Annotated in this window: 18 protein-coding genes; 1 reads left to right on the plus strand and 17 read right to left on the minus strand. The window is 58.1% G+C overall.

Annotated features, from left to right (window positions below; genetic code table 11):
- Positions 1–79 precede the first annotated feature (79 nt).
- The 17 genes from ACW9JC_RS15605 to rpsB form a co-directional block, all read right to left on the minus strand.
- Positions 80–1,027 (minus strand): acetyl-CoA carboxylase carboxyltransferase subunit alpha, encoded by a 948-nt coding sequence (locus ACW9JC_RS15605; RefSeq protein WP_338585043.1) that lies wholly within the window; start codon positions 1,025–1,027, stop codon positions 80–82.
- 140 nt (positions 1,028–1,167) lie between these two features.
- The gene (gene dnaE, locus ACW9JC_RS15610) at positions 1,168–4,689 is read right to left on the minus strand and encodes a DNA polymerase III subunit alpha (RefSeq protein ID WP_457455885.1); all 3,522 of its coding nucleotides are present in this window, start codon (positions 4,687–4,689) and stop codon (positions 1,168–1,170) included.
- Between the two features lie 77 nt (positions 4,690–4,766).
- A complete protein-coding gene (gene rnhB / locus ACW9JC_RS15615) occupies positions 4,767–5,393 on the minus strand; it encodes a ribonuclease HII (protein ID WP_457455903.1) in 627 nt (208 codons plus the stop codon).
- A gap of 11 nt (positions 5,394–5,404) precedes the next feature.
- Complete coding sequence (lpxB, locus tag ACW9JC_RS15620; protein WP_416128086.1) at positions 5,405–6,535, minus strand: lipid-A-disaccharide synthase; 1,131 nt, start codon at positions 6,533–6,535, stop codon at positions 5,405–5,407.
- Positions 6,536–6,537: 2 nt separating this feature from the next.
- The gene (lpxA, locus tag ACW9JC_RS15625) at positions 6,538–7,314 is read right to left on the minus strand and encodes an acyl-ACP--UDP-N-acetylglucosamine O-acyltransferase (RefSeq protein ID WP_457455887.1); all 777 of its coding nucleotides are present in this window, start codon (positions 7,312–7,314) and stop codon (positions 6,538–6,540) included.
- Complete coding sequence (gene fabZ / locus ACW9JC_RS15630) at positions 7,311–7,751, minus strand: 3-hydroxyacyl-ACP dehydratase FabZ (RefSeq protein WP_007907157.1); 441 nt, start codon at positions 7,749–7,751, stop codon at positions 7,311–7,313. Before fabZ ends, lpxA begins: the two co-directional genes overlap by 4 nt.
- Before the next feature lie 106 nt (positions 7,752–7,857).
- A complete protein-coding gene (lpxD, locus tag ACW9JC_RS15635; protein ID WP_457455889.1) occupies positions 7,858–8,913 on the minus strand; it encodes a UDP-3-O-(3-hydroxymyristoyl)glucosamine N-acyltransferase in 1,056 nt (351 codons plus the stop codon).
- A gap of 3 nt (positions 8,914–8,916) precedes the next feature.
- A complete protein-coding gene (locus ACW9JC_RS15640; RefSeq protein ID WP_007990260.1) occupies positions 8,917–9,420 on the minus strand; it encodes an OmpH family outer membrane protein in 504 nt (167 codons plus the stop codon).
- Between the two features lie 44 nt (positions 9,421–9,464).
- Positions 9,465–11,840, minus strand: a complete 2,376-nt coding sequence (bamA, locus tag ACW9JC_RS15645; RefSeq protein WP_457455891.1) for an outer membrane protein assembly factor BamA — start codon at positions 11,838–11,840, stop codon at positions 9,465–9,467.
- Positions 11,841–11,914: 74 nt separating this feature from the next.
- Complete coding sequence (gene rseP / locus ACW9JC_RS15650; RefSeq protein ID WP_457455893.1) at positions 11,915–13,267, minus strand: sigma E protease regulator RseP; 1,353 nt, start codon at positions 13,265–13,267, stop codon at positions 11,915–11,917.
- A 53-nt stretch (positions 13,268–13,320) separates the two neighbouring features.
- Positions 13,321–14,511, minus strand: a complete 1,191-nt coding sequence (gene ispC, locus ACW9JC_RS15655; protein ID WP_338585036.1) for a 1-deoxy-D-xylulose-5-phosphate reductoisomerase — start codon at positions 14,509–14,511, stop codon at positions 13,321–13,323.
- The gene (locus tag ACW9JC_RS15660) at positions 14,508–15,314 is read right to left on the minus strand and encodes a phosphatidate cytidylyltransferase (RefSeq protein ID WP_338585035.1); all 807 of its coding nucleotides are present in this window, start codon (positions 15,312–15,314) and stop codon (positions 14,508–14,510) included. Before ACW9JC_RS15660 ends, ispC begins: the two co-directional genes overlap by 4 nt.
- Complete coding sequence (gene uppS / locus ACW9JC_RS15665; RefSeq protein WP_448106558.1) at positions 15,314–16,069, minus strand: polyprenyl diphosphate synthase; 756 nt, start codon at positions 16,067–16,069, stop codon at positions 15,314–15,316. Before uppS ends, ACW9JC_RS15660 begins: the two co-directional genes overlap by 1 nt.
- 13 nt (positions 16,070–16,082) lie before the next feature.
- Entirely contained in the window at positions 16,083–16,640 is a 558-nt protein-coding gene (gene frr, locus ACW9JC_RS15670; RefSeq protein ID WP_338585033.1) for a ribosome recycling factor, read from the minus strand.
- Positions 16,637–17,380 carry a UMP kinase gene (gene pyrH, locus ACW9JC_RS15675; protein ID WP_003172271.1) on the minus strand — a complete coding sequence of 248 codons (744 nt, stop codon included), beginning with the start codon at positions 17,378–17,380 and terminating at the stop codon, positions 16,637–16,639. The genes frr and pyrH overlap by 4 nt, the downstream gene beginning before the upstream one ends.
- A gap of 210 nt (positions 17,381–17,590) precedes the next feature.
- A complete protein-coding gene (tsf, locus tag ACW9JC_RS15680) occupies positions 17,591–18,454 on the minus strand; it encodes a translation elongation factor Ts (protein ID WP_338585032.1) in 864 nt (287 codons plus the stop codon).
- Positions 18,455–18,646: 192 nt separating this feature from the next.
- Positions 18,647–19,384, minus strand: a complete 738-nt coding sequence (gene rpsB, locus ACW9JC_RS15685; RefSeq protein WP_150704235.1) for a 30S ribosomal protein S2 — start codon at positions 19,382–19,384, stop codon at positions 18,647–18,649.
- A gap of 373 nt (positions 19,385–19,757) precedes the next feature.
- On the opposite strand from rpsB, the gene map reads away from it, so the two are divergent.
- On the plus strand, positions 19,758–20,540 hold the full coding sequence (gene map, locus ACW9JC_RS15690; protein WP_338585031.1) for a type I methionyl aminopeptidase: 783 nt from the start codon (positions 19,758–19,760) through the stop codon (positions 20,538–20,540).
- Positions 20,541–20,577: the final 37 nt, after the last annotated feature.

Genomic DNA, 20,577 nt, shown 5'->3' on the forward strand with positions numbered 1-20,577 from the left:
CTTTTGACTTTGATTCTAAAAAAACAAGATCAAAAGATCGCAGCCTTCGGCAGCTCCTACAAGGTTGCCGCGAGGTCAGTTAGAGACCGTAGCTCATCAGGCGCTCGTAACGACGGTCCAGCAGCGCCTTGTTGTCGAACTTCTTGAGCATCGCCAGTTGCGAACTCAGCTCGGCACGGATCGAAGCAGCCGCAGTGGCTGGATCACGGTGCGCGCCGCCCAAAGGCTCGCCGATCACTTTGTCGACGATGCCCAGGCCTTTGAGGCGCTCAGCGGTGATGCCCATGGCTTCAGCGGCGTCCGGTGCTTTCTCGGCGGTTTTCCACAGGATCGAAGCGCAACCTTCCGGCGAGATCACCGCGTAGGTCGAGTACTGCAGCATGTTCAGTTGATCGCAAACGCCAATCGCCAGTGCACCACCGGAACCACCTTCACCGATCACGGTGGCGATGATTGGGGTTTTCAGGCGAGCCATGACGCGCAGGTTCCAGGCGATCGCTTCGCTCTGGTTGCGCTCTTCAGCGTCGATGCCAGGGTAAGCACCCGGGGTGTCGATGAAGGTCAGGATCGGCATCTTGAAGCGTTCGGCCATTTCCATCAGGCGGCAAGCCTTGCGGTAGCCTTCCGGACGCGGCATGCCGAAGTTGCGGCGAACCTTCTCGCGCACTTCACGGCCCTTCTGGTGACCGATGATCATCACCGGCTGGTCGTCCAGGCGGGCGATACCGCCGACAATGGCAGCGTCGTCGGAGAAATGACGGTCACCGTGCAGCTCGTCGAACTCGGTGAAGATGTGTTCGATGTAGTCCAGGGTGTACGGACGCTTCGGGTGACGCGCCAGACGTGCGATCTGCCAGCTGGTCAGCTTGCCGAAGATGTCTTCGGTCAGCGTTTTGCTCTTGTCCTGCAGGCGGGAGATCTCATCGCCGATATTCAGCGAATTGTCATTACCGACCAAGCGCAACTCTTCGATCTTGGCTTGCAGGTCGGCGATCGGCTGTTCGAAATCTAGAAAATTCGGGTTCATAGGCGTCCGTCTTGGGTCGAGTCCCAAGTGATCTTGGGCCGGCCGGTTGTCTATTCGCGCCCTACCTTAAGGGAGAGGCGCGTTCAGGTCGAGATTAAAAATTCTGGTCAAGTTCAGGATACGTAATGGCACCCTGACCGTTAACGGTATTGGAGGAAGACGTTGTCTCGCCCGAACTGGTCACGCAGGGCTTGAATCAATGCATCCGCCGGATCGATTCGCCAGCCTTCGCCGAACTGCAGCAAGGCCTTCGCGTCAGGACTGGTGTAGTCCATGGTGATCGGACACGCACCGCGGTGACGCTTCAACAACTCGCCCAGCCAGCGTAGCTGATCGCCCTTGAGGTCCTTGGTGTGCAGTTTCAAACGCAGGCTCTCGGCCAGGTTGGTGCGCGCATCTTCCATGCTCATCACCCGCTTGACCCGCAATTTCAGGCCACCGGAGAAGTCATCGTTGCTGACCTCACCTTCGACCACCACCATGGCGTCGGTCTGCAACAGTGACTGCGCGGCATGAAACGACTCGGAAAACAGCGAAGCCTCGATCCGTCCAGAGCGGTCGTCAAGGGTGATGAACCCCATCTTGTCGCCCTTTTTGTTCTTCATTACCCGCAAGGCGATGATCATGCCGGCGACCGTCTGGGTATCGCGTGCCGGTTTCAGATCAATGATTCGCTGGCGGGCGAAACGACGGATTTCACCTTCGTATTCGTCGATCGGGTGACCGGTCAGGTACAGGCCGAGGGTGTCTTTCTCCCCTTTCAGGCGTTCCTTGAGGGTCAGTTCCTTGGCCTTGCGGTGATTGGCATAGACGTCGGCGTCTTCTTCGACAAACAGACCGCCAAACAAGTCGGAGTGACCGCTGTCCTGGGTACGCGCGGTCTGTTCGGCGGCCTTGATCGCTTCTTCCATGGCCGTCAGCAGCACCGCGCGATTGCGGTCGATATTGGCCTGATAGGCTTTTTGCTCGTCATGGAAATACGGACCCAGACGATCCAGCGCACCGCTTCGAATCAAGCCGTCGAGGGTTCGCTTGTTGATGCGCTTGAGGTCGACCCGGGCGCAGAAGTCGAACAAGTCCTTGAACGGACCGTGCTGACGCGCTTCGGTAATTGCCTCCACCGGGCCTTCACCGACACCCTTGATCGCGCCCAGACCATAAATGATCCGGCCTTCGTCGTTCACCGTGAACTTGAACTCCGAGGTGTTCACGTCCGGCGCGTCGAGGCGCAGCTTCATGGTCCGCACTTCTTCGATCAAGGTCACGACCTTGTCGGTGTTGTGCATGTCCGCCGACAGTACCGCTGCCATGAACGGTGCCGGGTAATGCGTTTTCAGCCATGCGGTCTGGTACGACACCAGGCCGTAGGCGGCGGAGTGGGATTTGTTGAAGCCGTAACCGGCGAATTTTTCCACCAGGTCGAAAATGTTACCGGCGAGGTCAGCGTCGATATTGTTGGTGGCGCAACCTTCAATGAAACCGCCGCGTTGCTTGGCCATTTCCTCGGGCTTTTTCTTACCCATGGCTCGACGCAGCATGTCCGCACCGCCGAGGGTGTAGCCGGCCATGACCTGGGCGATCTGCATCACCTGTTCCTGATACAGGATGATGCCGTAAGTCGGCGCCAGTACTGGCTTGAGGCCTTCGTACTGGTAGTCCGAGTGCGGATAGGCCAGTTCGGCGCGACCGTGCTTACGGTTGATGAAGTCGTCAACCATGCCCGATTGCAGCGGGCCGGGACGGAACAGTGCCACCAGTGCAATCAAGTCTTCCAGGCAGTCGGGCTTGAGCTTTTTGATCAGCTCTTTCATGCCGCGCGATTCAAGCTGGAACACGGCCGTGGTTTCGGCTTTCTGCAGCAGCGTGTAGGTCGGTTTGTCGTCCAGCGGGATGAACGCGATATCCAGCGGCGGCTCGTTGACCTTGGCGCGGTCGCGGTTGATGGTTTTCAGCGCCCAGTCGATGATCGTCAGGGTCCGCAAACCGAGGAAGTCGAACTTCACCAGACCGGCAGCTTCAACGTCGTCCTTGTCGAACTGGGTTACCAGGCCGTCGCCGGCCTCGTCGCAATAGATCGGCGAGAAGTCGGTCAGCTTGGTCGGTGCGATAACCACACCACCGGCGTGCTTGCCGACGTTACGCACAACGCCCTCAAGCTTGCGCGCCATCTCCCAGATTTCCGCAGCCTCCTCATCGACCTTGATGAAGTCACGCAGGATCTCTTCCTGTTCGTAGGCTTTTTCCAGGGTCATGCCGACTTCGAACGGAATCATCTTCGACAGACGATCCGCCAGGCCATAGGACTTGCCCTGCACCCGCGCCACATCGCGGACCACAGCTTTTGCCGCCATGGAACCGAAGGTGATGATCTGGCTTACCGCGTTGCGGCCGTACTTTTCGGCCACGTAGTCGATCACGCGGTCGCGACCATCCATGCAGAAGTCGACGTCGAAGTCGGGCATGGATACCCGTTCCGGGTTGAGGAAACGCTCGAACAGCAGGTCATATTCCAGCGGATCGAGGTCGGTGATCTTCTGCACATAGGCCACCAGCGACCCGGCGCCCGACCCCCGGCCTGGACCTACCGGCACGCCGTTGCTCTTGGCCCACTGAATAAAGTCCATAACGATCAGGAAGTAACCGGGGAACCCCATCTGGATGATGATATCCAGCTCGAAATTCAGCCGGTCGACGTAGACCTGACGCTTGGCCTCGTAGTCTTCGGTGGTGTCCTTGGGCAGCAAAACGCTAAGTCGTTCTTCCAGGCCGTCGAACGACACCTTGCGGAAATACTCGTCGATGGTCATGCCATCGGGAATCGGGAAGTTGGGCAGGAAGTGTGTGCCCAGCTTCACATCGATGTTGCAACGCTTGGCAATCTCGACGGTGTTTTCCAGCGCTTCGGGAATATCGCTGAACAGCTCAGCCATTTCCTCGGCGCTTTTGAGGTACTGCTGATCGCTGTAATTCTTCGAACGCCGCGGATCGTCGAGGGCACGGCCTTCACCGATACATACGCGGGTTTCGTGGGCCGCGAAGTCTTCCTGCTTGATGAAGCGCACATCGTTGGTCGCGACCAGCGGCGCACCGATCTTCTCGGCCAAGGCCACGGCGCCGTGCAGTTGTTCTTCATCGTTGGGGCGATTGGTGCGCTGGATTTCCAGATAGAACCGGTCGGGGAATACCGCCATCCACTCACGCGCCAGCGTTTCGGCTTCGTCCGGATTGCCGCTGAGCATGGCCTGGCCGATTTCGCCTTCTTTGGCCGCCGACAGCATAATCAAGCCAGCGTTGGCTTCAGCCACCCACTCACGCTCGATGATGATCGATCCATTGCGCTGGCCGTCGATGAAGCCACGAGAGATCAACTCGGTGAGGTTGCGATAGCCCGCGGCGTTCATCACCAGCAAGCTGATGCGACTCAGGGGGTTATCCGGATCCTTGTTCGACAACCACAGGTCGGCGCCGCAGATCGGCTTGATCCCGGCGCCCATGGCGTTTTTATAGAATTTGACCAGAGAACACATGTTGTTCTGATCGGTGACCGCTACGGCAGGCATGTTCATGCCGACGAGAGTCTTGACCAGCGGTTTGATCCGCACCAGACCGTCGACCAGGGAGTACTCAGTGTGCAGGCGTAGGTGAACGAATGAAGCCGGCATAGTGATCCTGTCTGTAAACGTGAAAACAACAAGGCCCGGATTGTACCGGGCCTTGGCAGAAAAAATCAGCCTTGCGACTAGCTCTCTATGACGATTTCCAACGCTTCATAGGCTATGCGCACCGGAGCAAACGAACGCCGGTGAATCGGGGTCGGCCCAAGCCGTGCGAGCGCTTCCAGATGAACGGGGGTCGGGTAGCCTTTATGACCGCCGATGCCGTAACCCGGATAAATCAATTCGAACGCGGCCATTTCGCGATCGCGGCTGACCTTGGCCAGAATCGATGCCGCCGCGATGGCCGGAACCTTGCCATCGCCTTGCACTACCGCTTCGGCGCGCATCGGCAGTTTCGGGCAACGGTTGCCGTCGATCATCGCCAGTTTCGGTTGTATGTGCAGCCCGGCAACGGCTCGCTGCATGGCCAGCATGGTGGCGTGCAGGATATTCAGCTCGTCGATTTCTTCGACTTCAGCGCGGGCGATGCACCAGCTCAGGGCTTTTTCGCAGATTTCGTCGTAGAGCTTTTCGCGGCGGGCTTCGGTGAGTTTCTTCGAGTCGTTCAGGCCCAGAATCGGCCGGTTAGGGTCGAGGATCACCGCCGCCGTTACCACGGCACCACAGAGCGGACCGCGTCCGACTTCATCGACGCCGGCAACCAAATCTTCAACTTCAGCAACCAAGGTGAAATCCAGTCCCATCTGCATGCTTGTCTTACTCATTGTACTTGGCCGATCAGGTTGAGCACTGCATCCGCGGCCTGGTTGGAGGCATCCAGACGAAGGGTGCGGTGAATTTCATCGAAGCCACGGGTCTGCTCTTCGCCACCCTCGATGAGCGGCGACAAGGTCTGGGCCAGGGCTTCGACCGTCGCATCGTCCTGCAGCAACTCGGGCACCAGCAGGCGCTGGGCCAACAGGTTCGGCAAGGAGACGTAGGGGCTTTTGACCATGCGCTTGAGAATCCAGAACGTCAGCGGTGCCAGGCGATAGGCAACCACCATCGGCCGCTTGTACAACAAGGCTTCAAGCGTTGCTGTACCTGAGGCAATCAGCACAGCGTTACATGCCGCCAATGCCAGATGGGACTTGCCGTCGAGCAAGGTCAGCGGCAAATCGCGACCGGCCAACAGTTCTTCAAGTTGCGCCCGACGCTGTGGGTTGGCGCAAGGCACTACAAACCGCACACCGGGGCGCAATGCCCGCAGGCGTTGGGCCGTATCGAGAAACAATGCGCCGAGACGGCCCACTTCGCCGCCACGACTGCCGGGCATCAGCGCAACCAATGGCCCGTCAGGCAGTCCCAGTTCGGCCCGCGCAGCAGCTCGGTCGGCTTCAAGCGGAATGGCGTCGGCCAAGGTGTGTCCGACAAACCGCACCGGCACACCCTTCTCTTCGTAGAATTTGGCCTCGAACGGGAACAGCGTCAGCATCAGGTCGCAACCTTCGCGAATCTTCAGCACCCGCTTCTGCCGCCAGGCCCAGACCGACGGGCTGACGTAGTGCACGGTCTTGATCCCGGCCTGACGCAGCTTGAGTTCGATGTTGAGGTTGAAGTCCGGGGCATCGATACCGATGAACACGTCCGGCTTCGCAGCGATCAGGTCGGCGACCAGCTTCTTGCGACGCGCCAGCAATTCACGCAACCGACCCAGCACTTCCACCAGGCCCATGACCGACAGGCGTTCCATCGGGAAATACGAGGTCAGGCCCTCGGCCTGCATCAGCGGACCACCGACGCCGATGAATTCGACCGCCGGATGGCGAGCCTTGAGCGCACGCATGAGACCCGCGCCAAGAATGTCGCCGGAAGCCTCACCCGCCACCAGCGCAATTCGCAGATTGGCCATGATTAGCGGGTGATACCGCGGGTCGAAGACTGGATGGAGTCGCGGAACACCGCAACTTCCGGAAACTGGATCGACGATTCGGCCAGCTCGGTGAGTGCCTGCTCGACTGTCAGGCCCTGACGGTAGACCACCTTATAGGCGCGACGCAGCGCATGGATCGCGTCTTCACTGAAGCCGCGACGGCGCATGCCTTCGAAGTTCATGCTGCGAGCCTCGGCGGGATTGCCGAATACCGTGACATAGGCAGGAACGTCCTTGCCGATGGCGGTCCCCATACCGGAAAAGCTGTGGGCACCGATGTGGCAATACTGGTGGACCAGGGTAAATCCGGAGAGGATCGCCCAGTCTTCCACGTGCACGTGACCAGCCAACGCGGTGTTGTTGACCAGGATGCAGTGGTTGCCGATGACGCTGTCGTGACCGATGTGCGCGTAGGCCATGATCAGGTTGTGATCGCCCAGGGTCGTTTCCGAACGATCCTGAATCGTCCCACGGTGAATCGTCACGCCTTCGCGAATGACGTTGTGGTCACCGATCACCAGGCGCGTTTCTTCGCCTTTGTATTTCAGATCCGGCGTGTCCTCACCTACCGAAGAGAACTGGTAGATGCGGTTGTGCTTACCGATTCGGGTCGGGCCCTTGAGGATCACGTGAGGCCCGATGACGGTTCCTTCGCCGATTTCCACACCTGCACCGATGATCGACCACGGCCCTACCTCGACACCGTCGGCCAGTACGGCCGACGGATCGATGATTGCGCGAGGGTCAATCAAACTCATAGTTTGCGTTCCGCGCAGATGATCTCAGCGGAGCAGACTGGCTTGCCATCGACCGAAGCCTGGCACTCGAACTTCCAGATCTGACGCTTGCAGCTGAGGAACTTGGCTTCGAGGATCAACTGGTCGCCCGGCAGCACCGGCTGGCGGAAGCGCAGCTTGTCGGAGCCAACGAAGTAGTAAAGCGTGCCGTCGGCCGGCTTCACGTCGAGCATTTTGAAACCAAGGATCCCGGCAGCCTGAGCCATCGCCTCGATGATCAGTACGCCCGGCATGATTGGATGCGCGGGGAAGTGACCATTGAAGAACGGTTCGTTGATGCTGACATTCTTGTAGGCGCGAATGCGCTTGCCTTCCACATCCAGATCCACGACCCGGTCCACCAGCAGGAACGGGTAACGGTGAGGCAGGTATTCGCGAATCTCGTTGATGTCCATCATTTCGGGGGGAAGCCTATGTAAAGATTGGGAGCGCGACTGACGTGCACTCCTCTAGCAAATCAAGGGCGCAGTTTAGCGACTGTGCACACTTGATATGGAAATGGTATCAGCCATCTGATGAAGCATTACCGCCAGGGGTCACTTCCCCTGCTTGCTTTTCCAGCTGTCGCAAACGCCGCGCGATGTCATCGAGCTGACGAATACGTGCCGCGCTTTTGCGCCACTCGGCTGCCGGCTGCATCGCCGTACCGGAAGAATACGCGCCCGGCTCGGTGATCGAGTGGGTCACCATGGTCATCCCGGTGATGAAAACGTTGTCGCAAATATCGATATGCCCCACCAGCCCTACGCCACCGGCGAGCATGCAATGCTTGCCGATTTTGGTGCTGCCGGAGATACCCACGCACGCGGCCATGGCCGTGTGATCACCCACCTGAACGTTGTGGGCAATCTGAATCTGGTTGTCGAGCTTCACGCCATTACCGATGATGGTATCGGCCAGCGCACCACGGTCGATAGCGGTATTCACGCCGATCTCCACGTCGTCACCTACCAGTACACCACCGATCTGGGCGATTTTCTGCCAGATACCTTTCTCGTTGGCAAAACCGAAGCCTTCGCCACCGAGCACGGCACCGGACTGAATCACCACCCGTTTGCCGACGCGAACGTCGTGATACAGGGTCACGCGCGGTGCGAGCCAGCCACCTTCGCCGATGACACTTCGGGCACCGATGAAGCAATGCGCACCAATGGTGGCACCTGCAGCAATATGCGCCCCGCTTTCGATCACCACAAATGCCCCGATACTTGCGCCCGGATCAACCACAGCGTCCGCCGCAATTACCGCCGTCGGATGAACACCGGCGGCCGCTTTGGGCTTGGGATCGAACAGGTGAGAAACACGAGCGTAGGCGGCGTACGGATCAGGTACTACCAGTGCATTGCCGTCAAAACCTTCAGCGTCAGCGGCCTTGAGCAACAAGGCTGCCGCCTGGCTGCCTGCCAGGAACTTGCGGTATTGGGGGTTTGCCAGAAAGCTCAACTGAGCTGGGCCAGCCTCCTGCAAGGTGGCTAGCCCAGTAATTGCTTTCTCCGGGTCGCCACGCAGGGTGGCGCCGAGGAACTCGGCCAATTGGCCGAGCTTAATGGTCGCTGTCATGGATTACTTCAGCTGATTCATGCGCTCGATAACCTGGCGCGTGATGTCGTACTGAGGTTTGACATCAATCACTGCGCCACGCTCGAAGACCAGGTCAAAAGCACCTTTTTTGATGACTTCTTCCACAGCGCTATCCAGTTTCGGCTTGAGCTGCTTGAGCATTTCACGGTCGGCAACGGCTTTGGCTTCGTTCAGTTCCTTGGACTGGAACTGGAAGTCACGCGCCTTTTGCTTGAATTCAAGCTCCAGACGCTCACGCTCGCCTTGTTGCATTTTGTCGCCACCGGCCATCAGACGATCCTGAATACCCTTGGCGCTGCTTTCCAGAGTCTTGAGCTTGGTCAGTTGAGGACCGAACTTCTTCTCGGCATCCACGGCGTATTTCTTGGCCGCATCGGATTCCAGCAGAGCCATCTGATAGTTCAGAACGGCGATTTTCATGTCGGCAAATGCCGGACCTGCTACCAGTACGGAAGCCAGGAGAACCAATTGAGTCAACTTACGCACGATGCACCCCTAAAAATCCATTGTCGTTATCTTGGGTCAGACGATTAGAACGTCTGGCCGAGGGAGAATTGGAACACTTGAGTTTCAGCGTCATCCGGTTTCTTGACCGGCATGGCCAGTGCGAAACTCAGAGGACCCAGTGCGGTGACCCAGGTCACACCCACACCGACGGAGCTGGCCATATTGCTCAAGCTGATATCGTTGCACTTGGTGTTGGACTTCGTGCCATCGGCGTTTGTGGTATCCGAGCACGACGAGTCGAACACGTTACCCACATCCCAGAATACCGAGGTACGCAGGGAACGCTGATCCTTCACGAACGGCAGTGGGAACAGAACTTCCACACCACCCTGGATCAGGACGTTACCACCGAACGGCAGCGGATCCTGGTCCGGATCGACCGCAGTGCCAGGGTTCTTGCCGGTACTTGGCGTACTGCGAGGACCCAGGGTGCTGTCCTTGAAGCCGCGAACCGAGTTGAAACCACCAGCATAGTAGTTTTCATAGAATGGCAAGCCATCGGTCGAACCGTAGCCATCGCCGTAACCCAATTCGGTATGCAGGCGCATGGTGTAGTTGTCGCTCAACGGCTGGAACAACTGGCCACGGTAATCGAGCTTGAAGAACGACAGGTCGCTGCCCGGCGTCGTGGTTTCCAGCACGAGGCTCTGGGAGTGACCACGCGTCGCGAGCACGCCTTTGTTCAAGGTGGACTCGGACCAACCGGCCGAAGCCTTGAAGTTCAGGTACTTGTCGCCTTCCTTGTCAACGAAGTCGAAGATCTCGTCAACGGTGTAGACACCGGTCTTGATCTCGTCCTGCTGAGCCGTCAGGCCGAAGGTCAGACGCGAAGTTTCGCTGATCGGATAACCAACGCTAACGCCCGCACCCAGACTGTCTACGGAGTAGCTCGCTACATCGACGTCGAGGTCATCGTAGTCGGTGGTGCGGTAGAACGCGTTGTAACCCAGGCTCACGCCGTCAGCAGTCCAGTAGGGGTCGACATAACCGAAGTTATAGCGGCTCTGGTATTCGCTTCGGGTCAAGCCGATGCTGACCTTGTTACCGGTACCAAGGAAGTTGTTCTGGGTGATCGAACCACCGAGGATCAGACCCGCGCTCTGGGCGAAACCGACGCTGGCGGTAATCGAACCGGAGGCTTGCTCTTCTACGCTGTAGTTCACATCGACCTGGTCATCAACGCCTGGCACCGCTGGCGTTTCAACGTTGACTTCCTTGAAGAAGCCCAGACGCTCGAGACGGGTCTTGGATTGGTCGATCAGGTAGGTCGAAGCCCAGCCGCCTTCCATCTGACGCATTTCACGACGCAGCACTTCGTCTTCGGACTTGGTGTTGCCACGGAAGTTGATGCGGTTCACGTAAGCACGTTTGCCCGGATCGACAGCGAAGGTGATGTCTACGGTGTGATCATCATCGTGCGGCTGTGGCACGCCGTTGACGTTGGCGAAGGTATAACCTTCGTTACCCAGACGACGGGTGATCAGCTCAGACGTGGTGGTCATCAGCTTGCGCGAGAACACCTGGCCTTTTTGCACGAGGAGCAGGGACTTAACCTGGTCTTCAGGCACTTTCAGGTCGCCGCTCAACTTCACATCACGAACGGTGTACTTGTCGCCTTCGTTGATGTTGACAGTGATATAGACGTGCTTCTTGTCCGGCGTGATCGACACCTGGGTCGAAGCGATATCCATGTTGATATAGCCACGGTCCAGGTAGTAGGAACGCAGACGCTCCAGGTCACCGGAGAGTTTTTCACGGGCGTACTTGTCATCGTTCTTGAAGAACGATAGCCAGTTGGTGGTCTTGAGTTCGAACAGGTCGATCAGGTCGTCATCCGGGAAGACGGTGTTGCCCACCACGTTGATGTGCTGGATAGCGGCAACGGTGCCTTCGTTGATGTTGACCTTCAAGCCAACGCGGTTGCGCGGCTGCGGCACCACTTCGGTGTCGACGGTAGCCGAGTAGCGACCCTGGGCGACGTACTGGCGCTGCAGCTCGTTACGTACACCTTCGAGGGTGGCGCGCTGGAAGATTTCACCTTCGGCCAGACCGGACTGTTTGAGGCCTTTCATCAAGTCTTCTGTCGAGATCGCCTTGTTGCCTTCGATCTCGATACTGGCAACCGACGGACGCTCGACTACTGTAATAACCAGGACGTTGCCGTCGCGGCCCAGCTGGATATCTTGAAAGAACCCGGTTTTGAACAGCGCACGAGTGGATTCCACCAGGCGACGATCGTCCGCCTGCTCGCCGACGTTCAACGGCAAAGCACCAAAGACGCTACCCGCGGAGACCCGCTGGAGGCCATTGACGCGAATATCAGAGATAGTGAAGGACTCGGCGTGAACTTCGGCGATCATCAATACGGTGAGAACCGCAGTTAGCAGCAGACGTTTCATGAAGTCCTTTCTTATTCCAACTGGCAATAAACAAACTGCCGCAAAATGCGGCAGATTCGCAATTCAGCGAAGTGTTACAGACGACCCAGATCGTTGACCAGAGCAAGCAACATCACTCCAACCACCAAACTGATACCGATCTGTATCCCCCAACCCTGCACCCGATCCGACAAGGGACGACCACGCGCCCACTCAATCAGATAAAACAACAAATGCCCCCCATCCAGCACAGGAATGGGCAGCAAATTCAGAACCCCCAGGCTAATACTCAGATAAGCAAGGAAATTCAGGAAATCAGCGACACCCGACTGGGCCGAAGCGCCCGCCACTTTAGCAATGGTTATCGGTCCACTCAAGTTTTTTACCGAGAGCTCGCCGAACAACATTTTCTTGAGTGAATCGAGGGTCAGCACGCTCATGGTCCAGGTGCGTCGAGCCCCCTCTCCAATCGCGGCCAAAGGTCCGTAACTGACCTCGCGAATCATCTCCGGTGGCCAGTCCACCGCTTTTACTCCCGCCCCCAGATAACCGCTTGGCGACTTCTTCTCGCCGCGAGCAGCCAACATGACCGGGACGTCGATTTGAGCACCGTCGCGCTCGACACGCAGCATGATCTTGGTATCAGGATGCATACGTACGGTATCGACCACTTGCTGCCAGTCATCCAGCGACTTGCCATCAAGCGCCAACAGGCGATCACCGGTCTTCAGGCCGGCAGCCTGCGCCGGACCTTTGGGATCAAGCTCAGCCAGGACCGGCGGCAATGCCGGACGCCATGGACGAATCCCCAGCGAACGAATCGGATCCGGCTCGTCAGCACCCTTGAGCCATTTATCCAGCGCCAGCTCACGGGGCGAATCGATCGTGGAGCCCTGCTCGCGGACCGATACCTGCAGGGAACCACTCTCCCCAAGGCGACGCACCAACTGCAAGTTCACCGCCGCCCAGCCGGACGTCGGCTCGCCATCGATGGAGATGATTTCCTGGCCCGCGCTCAAACCCGCCTTGGCGGCGATACTACCGGACTCTACTGCGCCGATGACCGGGCGTACCTGCTCGCTGCCGAGCATGGCCACCACCCAGAAAAAACCCAGTGCCAACAAAAAGTTGGCAATCGGCCCGGCCGCGACGATGGCGATGCGCTGACGAACGGATTTGCGATTGAAGGATTGATCGAGCTGATCGGCGGACACTTCGCCTTCACGCTCATCGAGCATTTTTACGTAGCCGCCCAGCGGAATGGCGGCAAGGACGAACTCGGTGCCTTGCTTGTCGTGCCAGCGCAGCAGCGGCATGCCGAAGCCTACGGAGAAACGCAGCACCTTGACCCCACAGCGACGCGCGACCCAGAAGTGGCCGAACTCGTGGAAGGTAACCAGCACACCCAAAGCCACCAGGGTGCCGACAATCATATAGAGCGCGCTCATCTACTTTCTCCGCATTCCGATCCGGTGCTGCATGGGCCAACACATTGCAGCACTTACCGCCCGTGACGACTCAACCATTGCTCGGCCAGCACACGCGCCTTCGCGTCCGCCGTGAACACTGCCTCAAGATCATCCACTGCTACCACAGGCTCAAGATTCAATGTTTCCTCGATGATACTCGCGATTTCCGGGTAACGAACCCGTCCGTCGAGAAACGCCGCCACAGCGACCTCATTTGCCGCATTCAACATCGCTGGCGCGCTGTTACCCGCTTCGGCAGCCTGACGGGCCAGCCGCAGGCAAGGGAAACGCTCTTCGTCCGGCGCCTGGAAGTCCAGACGCGCGACGGCGAACAGGTCCAGCGGCGGTACACCCGAATCAATTCGCTCAGGCCACGCCAGCGCGTTGGCGATTGGCGTGCGCATGTCCGGATTGCCCAATTGAGCCAGGACCGAACCATCGATGTAATCGACCAGCGAATGAATCACACTTTGTGGGTGAATCACCACTTCAACCTGGGAAGGCTTGGCATCAAACAGCCAGCAGGCTTCAATCAACTCAAGGCCCTTGTTCATCATGCTGGCGGAGTCGACCGAAATCTTGCGTCCCATGGACCAATTCGGATGAGCACAGGCCTGCTCAGGCGAAACATGCGCCAACTCCGCCATCGGCGTCTGTCGGAACGGTCCGCCGGAGGCTGTCAGCAAAATCCGACGCACACCGACTGCGCCGAGACCACGAGCAAAATCCCGTGGCATGCACTGGAAGATCGCGTTGTGCTCGCTGTCGATCGGCAGCAACACCGAACCGCTCTTGCGCACAGCCTGCATGAATAATGCGCCGGACATGACCAGCGCTTCCTTGTTGGCCAGGAGAATCTTCTTGCCCGCCTCCACGGCCGCCAGGGTCGGGCGCAAACCCGCCGCGCCGACAATGGCCGCCATCACTGCATCGACTTCAGGGTCGGCGGCGACTTGGCACAGACCTTCCTCACCCACCAGCACGCGGGTCGAAAGCCCTGCGGCACTCAAGTCATCCTGCAAGGCACGGGCGGCGCCGGCTTCAGGCACGACAGCGAACCGCGGAACGTGACGCACACAAAGGGCCAGCAACTCACTCAAACGGGTAAAACCGCTCAAGGCAAAGACTTGATATCTATCCGGATGACGAGCGATGACATCGAGGGTGCTCAGACCAATCGAGCCGGTCGCGCCCAGAACGGTAATCTGCTGAGGGCGGCTCACGGTGCAGCCATCCACAGCAGTACGGCAAATACCGGGATGGCGGCAGTCAGGCTATCGATGCGATCCAGCACGCCGCCGTGACCCGGCAGCAGATTGCTGCTGTCCTTGATCCCGGACTGGCGCTTGAACATGCTTTCAGTGAGATCGCCCACGACCGAGATAAACACGATCACAGCGGCGCAGATCAAACCCTTGAACAGCTCGGCAACCGTCCAGTCACGGAAGAACCCGACAAGCACGGTGATAACCAGACTCAAGGCCAGACCACCGTAAACGCCTTCCCAACTCTTGCCGGGACTGACCAGCGGCGCCAGCTTGCGCTTGCCGAAGGCCCGACCGGAAAAGTACGCACCGATATCGGCACCCCAGACCAGCACCATCACCGCCATGATCAGCCAGTTACCCAGCGGATATTTCTTGATCTCTACCAGGCCTTGCCAGGCCGGCAACAGAATCAGCAGGCCAATCACCAGCTTGCAGGCCGCACTGGCCCAATGCTCGCTGGAGCGTGGATACGTCAGCACCAGATAGGTCGCAATCCCCCACCAGATGACCGAAGCCCCCAGCACCCATGGCGCAAGGCCGGGAAGGATATGCATGATCAGCAACATCAACGCCACGACAGCGGCATAGGCGATACGCATTGGCTGCGCATCGAAGCCCGCCAGACGCGCCCACTCCCACGCACCGAGGGTCACGACCAATCCGATGAACAGCGCAAAGCCGGTCCCCTCGAGCAGGAAAAACCCGCACAAGGCAATCGGCAGCAGGATCAGCGCAGTGATGATTCGTTGTTTAAGCATTAAACCCGGGCTCCAGCCTCGACCTGCTCGCTCGTTTTACCGAAGCGACGCTGGCGAGATGCGAAATCGGCCAGCGCGTTTCGCATGGCGTCGTGTTTGAAGTCCGGCCAGAACAGGTCGGAGAAGTACAACTCGGCATAAGCCAGTTGCCACAGCAGAAAGTTGCTGATGCGGTGCTCGCCACCGGTACGGATGCACAAATCCGGTAATGGCAGGTCACCGGTGGCCAGGCAGGTTTGCAGCAAGTCCGGCGTGATGTCTTCCGGACGCAAATGACCGGCCTGAACTTCCCGCGCCAGGCGCTGAGCGGCTTGCGCGATATCCCACTGACCGCCGTAATTGGCGGCGATCTGCAGGATGAAGCGATTGGAGCCGGCCGTCATGGCCTCGGCTTCACGCATGGCAGCCTGAAGTTCGGGATGAAAGCGCGAACGGTCGCCAATGATGCGCAAGCTGATGTTGTTTTCATTCAGGCGCTTGGCTTCGCGACGCAATGCCTTGAAGAACAGGTCCATCAAGGCACTGACCTCATCGGCCGGGCGCTGCCAGTTTTCGCTGGAGAACGCGAACAGGGTCAGTACTTCGACCCCCGATTCAGCACACACCTCGATGACCGCACGAACCGCATCGACACCCGCTTTATGCCCGGCGACACCCGGCATAAAGCGTTTTTTCGCCCAGCGATTATTACCATCCATGATGATCGCGACATGGCGCGGCACCGCGGACGGCGCGATCTGCTTGGTCTTTTCCATGAAAACGCGACCCTTATACGGCCATCAGGTCTTTTTCTTTCTGCGCCAAATTCGCATCGATTTCAGCGACGTACTTTTTGGTCAGATCGTCAATCTCGCCAGTGGCGCGACGCTCTTCGTCTTCGCTGATTTCCTTTTCCTTGACCAGATCCTTCAGCGAGCTGTTGGCGTCACGACGGATGTTGCGCACCGCTACACGAGCGTCTTCAGCAACATCGCGAGCCTGCTTGGTAAAGCCCTTGCGGGTCTCTTCAGTCAGGGCTGGCATGGAGATCAGCAGCAGTTCACCCAGGTTGGTCGGATTCAGATTCAGACCAGCGCTGCCGATCGCCTTGTCGACAGCACCCAGCATGTTGCGCTCAAAGGCAACGACTTGCAGGGTACGGGCGTCTTTAACGGTGATGTTCGCCACCTGCTTGATCGGGGTGTCGGAACCGTAGTACGGCACCATCACGCCTTCCAGAATGCTTGGGTGCGCCTGGCCGGTACGAATACGGCCGAAGTTGTGCGTCAGCGATTCCACGGACTTCTTCATGCGCTCTTGAGCGTCTTTCTTGATTTCGTTGATCATTGTTGGCCTTCCTCGATCAGGGTCCCTTCAGCGCCGCCGTGCACGATATTCAGCAGGGCGCCGGGCTTGTTCATGTTAAATACGCGCAGCGGCATCTTGTGGTCGCGGCACAGGCAAATGGCCGTCAGATCCATAACACCCAGCTTGCGATCCAGCACTTCATCGTAGGTCAGATGATCGAACTTCTCGGCATGCGGGTCTTTGAATGGGTCAGCGGTGTAAACGCCATCGACCTTGGTTGCCTTGAGCACGACATCGGCATCGATTTCGATCGCACGCAGGCAGGCAGCCGAGTCCGTAGTGAAGAACGGGTTACCAGTACCGGCCGCGAAAATCACGACTTCCTTGGCGTTCAGGTGGCGCATGGCTTTGCGGCGATCGTAGTGATCGGTCACACCCACCATGGAAATGGCCGACATCACGATGGCGGAGATATTGGCACGTTCGAGCGCATCGCGCATGGCCAGGGCGTTCATCACAGTGGCCAGCATACCCATGTGGTCACCCGTTACCCGATCCATACCGGCCGCGCTCAGCGCTGCACCGCGGAACAGGTTACCACCGCCGATCACCAGACCGACCTGAACACCGATGCCAACCAGCTGGCCGACTTCCAGTGCCATGCGATCCAGAACCTTCGGATCGATCCCGAACTCTTCCGAGCCCATCAGGGCCTCGCCGCTAAGTTTGAGTAGAATGCGTTTATAGCGAGCCTGATAACCACTGCCCTGCTGAGCCATTGCGAATCTCTCCTGCGGCGTATTTTAAAAATTCTTTGCGAGCTGTTTTCAGCTGGCGTTCACTCTAGCTTGGCGCTGCTTCAGCGCCATCGGAACATGGCTTTGTAAGCCAGTTCCAAATGGAAACCAATTAAAAATTGGTAACCCATCTGAAAAGAGGCTGCGCGCGTGAGCGGGCAGCCTCTTCAGGGCGACAGTTAAAAAACCGTCTTATTGCTTGGCGGCAGCCAGCTGTGCGGCAACTTCTTCAGCGAAGTTGTCAACTGGCTTCTCGATGCCTTCGCCTACTTTGAAGTAGGTGAAGGAAACGATTTCAGCGCCGGCTTTCTTGGCCAGAGCACCAACGGTGACTTCCGGGTTCATAACGAAAGCTTGCTCAACCAGGCTGGCTTCGGCCAGGAACTTGGTGATACGGCCAGCGATCATCTTCTCGACGATTTCAGCTGGCTTGCCTTTCATCTTGTCTTCGTTCAGAGACAGGAATACGGCTTTCTCACGCTCGATGGCTTCTGGCGAAACCTGCGATGGCAGCAGGAACTCAGGGTTGCTTGCCGCCACGTGCATGGCGATCTCTTTGGCCAGCTGAACATCGCCGCCCTTGAGAACAACAGCAACACCGATCTTGTTACCGTGCAGGTAAGTACCGACCACGTCACCTTCAACGCGAACCAGGCGACGGATGTTGACGTTTTCGCCAACTTTGGCCACCAGGGCTTCACGAGCCGATTCCTGAGCGGCGATCAGCGGAGCTGCGTCGGTCAGTTTTTCAGCGAAGGCTTTTTCTACGCTGGCAGCAACGAAGTTTTTGAAGTCGTCTTGCAGGGCCAGGAAGTCGGTCTGCGAGTTGACTTCCAGCAGCACGGCTGCCTTGTCGTCGGCCTTGATGGCGATAGCGCCTTCAGCGGCAACGTTGCCAGCTTTCTTGGCAGCCTTGATGGCGCCCGAAGCACGCATGTCATCAATGGCTTTTTCGATGTCGCCGCCGGCCTTGGTCAAGGCCTTTTTGCAGTCCATCATGCCTTCGCCAGTACGCTCACGCAGTTCTTTGACCAACGCTGCAGTAATCTCTGCCATTTCAAAATTCCTCTTGGATAGGTTATCAACCATTCCACCCGATCGAACGGGCGTTCAATTCTTCCCGAACCACCCTTGTAAGCTGCTGCACGTTACAGATGCTGTAGCTGCGCCGCATACAAATGGTTTTCGAGGTGGCAAAAAGGGGGCCAAGCCCCCTTTTTGCTTACTGAGTCAACGCCAGGGCGTCAATTACTCAGCTGCAGCTGCCGGAGCTTCTTCAACGAAAACTTCGGTGCCGCCAGCAGTGTTGTTGCGACCACGGATAACAGCGTCAGCCATCGAACCCATGTACAGCTGGATAGCGCGGATTGCGTCATCGTTGCCTGGGATGATGTAGTCAACGCCTTCCGGGCTGCTGTTGGTATCGACTACGCCGATAACCGGGATGCCCAGCTTGTTGGCTTCGGTGATCGCGATGCGCTCGTGATCAACGTCGATAACGAACAGAGCGTCTGGCAGACCGCCCATGTCCTTGATACCACCCAGGGAACGATCCAGCTTTTCCAGGTCACGGGAGCGCATCAGCGCTTCTTTCTTGGTCAGCTTGGCGAAAGTACCGTCTTCGGCTTGTACTTCAAGGTCACGCAGACGCTTGATGGAAGCACGGATGGTTTTGAAGTTGGTCAGCATGCCGCCCAACCAGCGGTGATCGACGTACGGCGAACCGCAACGTGCTGCTTCTTCAGCAACGATCTTGCCAGCGGAACGCTTGGTGCCGACGAACAGAATCTTGTTTTTGCCCTGGGCCAGACGCTCTACGAAAGTCAGAGCTTCGTTGAACATTGGCAGGGTTTTTTCAAGGTTGATGATGTGGATCTTGTTACGCGCGCCGAAAATGTATTTACCCATTTTCGGGTTCCAGTAACGGGTCTGGTGACCGAAGTGCACACCGGCCTTCAGCATATCGCGCATGTTGACTTGGGACATGATAGTTCCTTAATAAGTCGGGTTTGGCCTCCACGTATCCCAATGACCAACCACCAGCAATTACGCTTGCGGCACCCAGGTCATCGTGTCGACACGTGTGTGGATTTAGGCTTTTCGGGGCATCCCCGGAAAGCGGCGCATTTTATACCACAGGGAAGGGAAAAACGGAACCCGGATTCTGAAATCCTGGCGACCAGCGTACTCCCTCCCTTGGAATCCGCCCAGAATGCACCATTCTATAGAGAGAAGCGATGTACAGAGGCGCGGATTTGCGCTGATCGTCTGGTAGAATCGCGTTTTTCAGGGCTGCGAACTTCGATCGCGCATTGCCCATTCCGTTTGTGAAGCGCCGTTGAGCGCAGAGAGAGCCTGTATGACCGTCACCCTCAAAACCCCCGAGGACATCGCAAAAATGCGCATCGCCGGCAAACTGGCCGCCGATGTGCTGGAAATGATTGCCGAACATGTCAAACCGGGCATCACTACCGAAGAACTCGACCGCATTTGCCACGACTACATCGTCAACGAGCAAAAGGCCATCCCTGCCCCGCTCAACTACAAGGGCTTCCCCAAGTCCATCTGCACCTCGATCAACCACGTGGTCTGCCACGGGATCCCGAACGAGAAAGCGCTGAAGGATGGCGACACCCTGAACATCGACGTCACCGTCATCAAGGACGGTTACCACGGCGACACCAGCCGCATGTTCCACGTCGGCAGCGTGCCGGTCTGGGCCGAGCGCCTGTCGCAAGTGACCCAGGAATGCATGTACAAGGCCATCGAACTGGTCAAACCGGGCTGCCGCCTGGGCGACATCGGCGAAGTGATCCAGAAGCACGCCGAGAAGAACGGTTTCTCGGTGGTTCGCGAGTTCTGCGGCCACGGTATCGGCAAAGTCTTCCACGAAGAACCGCAGATCCTGCACTACGGCCGCGCCGGCACTGGCATGGAACTGAAGGCCGGCATGACCTTCACCATCGAGCCGATGATCAACCAGGGCCGCGCCGACACCAAGGTGCTGGGCGACGGCTGGACCGCGATCACCAAGGATCGCAAGCTGTCGGCACAGTGGGAACACACCCTGCTGGTGACCGATACCGGCTACGAGATCTTCACCCTGCGCAGCGATGACACCATCGCACGCGTTTCGGCCTGATCCGACCCGCTCGTTCCCAGCCTTATAGATAGGAAAG

The sequence above is a fragment of the Pseudomonas sp. SDO5591_S426 genome (genome assembly GCF_054070755.1).

Bases quoted from the DNA above. Each gene is read 5' to 3' on its own strand.
- ACW9JC_RS15605 (WP_338585043.1), bottom strand. From the start codon at position 1,027: ATGAACCCGAATTTTCTAGATTTCGAACAGCCGATCGCCGACCTGCAA.
- dnaE (WP_457455885.1), bottom strand. From the start codon at position 4,689: ATGCCGGCTTCATTCGTTCACCTACGCCTGCACACTGAGTACTCCCTG.
- rnhB (WP_457455903.1), bottom strand. From the start codon at position 5,393: ATGCAGATGGGACTGGATTTCACCTTGGTTGCTGAAGTTGAAGATTTG.
- lpxB (WP_416128086.1), bottom strand. From the start codon at position 6,535: ATGGCCAATCTGCGAATTGCGCTGGTGGCGGGTGAGGCTTCCGGCGAC.
- lpxA (WP_457455887.1), bottom strand. From the start codon at position 7,314: ATGAGTTTGATTGACCCTCGCGCAATCATCGATCCGTCGGCCGTACTG.
- fabZ (WP_007907157.1), bottom strand. From the start codon at position 7,751: ATGATGGACATCAACGAGATTCGCGAATACCTGCCTCACCGTTACCCG.
- lpxD (WP_457455889.1), bottom strand. From the start codon at position 8,913: ATGACAGCGACCATTAAGCTCGGCCAATTGGCCGAGTTCCTCGGCGCC.
- bamA (WP_457455891.1), bottom strand. From the start codon at position 11,840: ATGAAACGTCTGCTGCTAACTGCGGTTCTCACCGTATTGATGATCGCC.
- rseP (WP_457455893.1), bottom strand. From the start codon at position 13,267: ATGAGCGCGCTCTATATGATTGTCGGCACCCTGGTGGCTTTGGGTGTG.
- ACW9JC_RS15660 (WP_338585035.1), bottom strand. From the start codon at position 15,314: ATGCTTAAACAACGAATCATCACTGCGCTGATCCTGCTGCCGATTGCC.
- uppS (WP_448106558.1), bottom strand. From the start codon at position 16,069: ATGGAAAAGACCAAGCAGATCGCGCCGTCCGCGGTGCCGCGCCATGTC.
- frr (WP_338585033.1), bottom strand. From the start codon at position 16,640: ATGATCAACGAAATCAAGAAAGACGCTCAAGAGCGCATGAAGAAGTCC.
- pyrH (WP_003172271.1), bottom strand. From the start codon at position 17,380: ATGGCTCAGCAGGGCAGTGGTTATCAGGCTCGCTATAAACGCATTCTA.
- tsf (WP_338585032.1), bottom strand. From the start codon at position 18,454: ATGGCAGAGATTACTGCAGCGTTGGTCAAAGAACTGCGTGAGCGTACT.
- rpsB (WP_150704235.1), bottom strand. From the start codon at position 19,384: ATGTCCCAAGTCAACATGCGCGATATGCTGAAGGCCGGTGTGCACTTC.
- map (WP_338585031.1), top strand. From the start codon at position 19,758: ATGACCGTCACCCTCAAAACCCCCGAGGACATCGCAAAAATGCGCATC.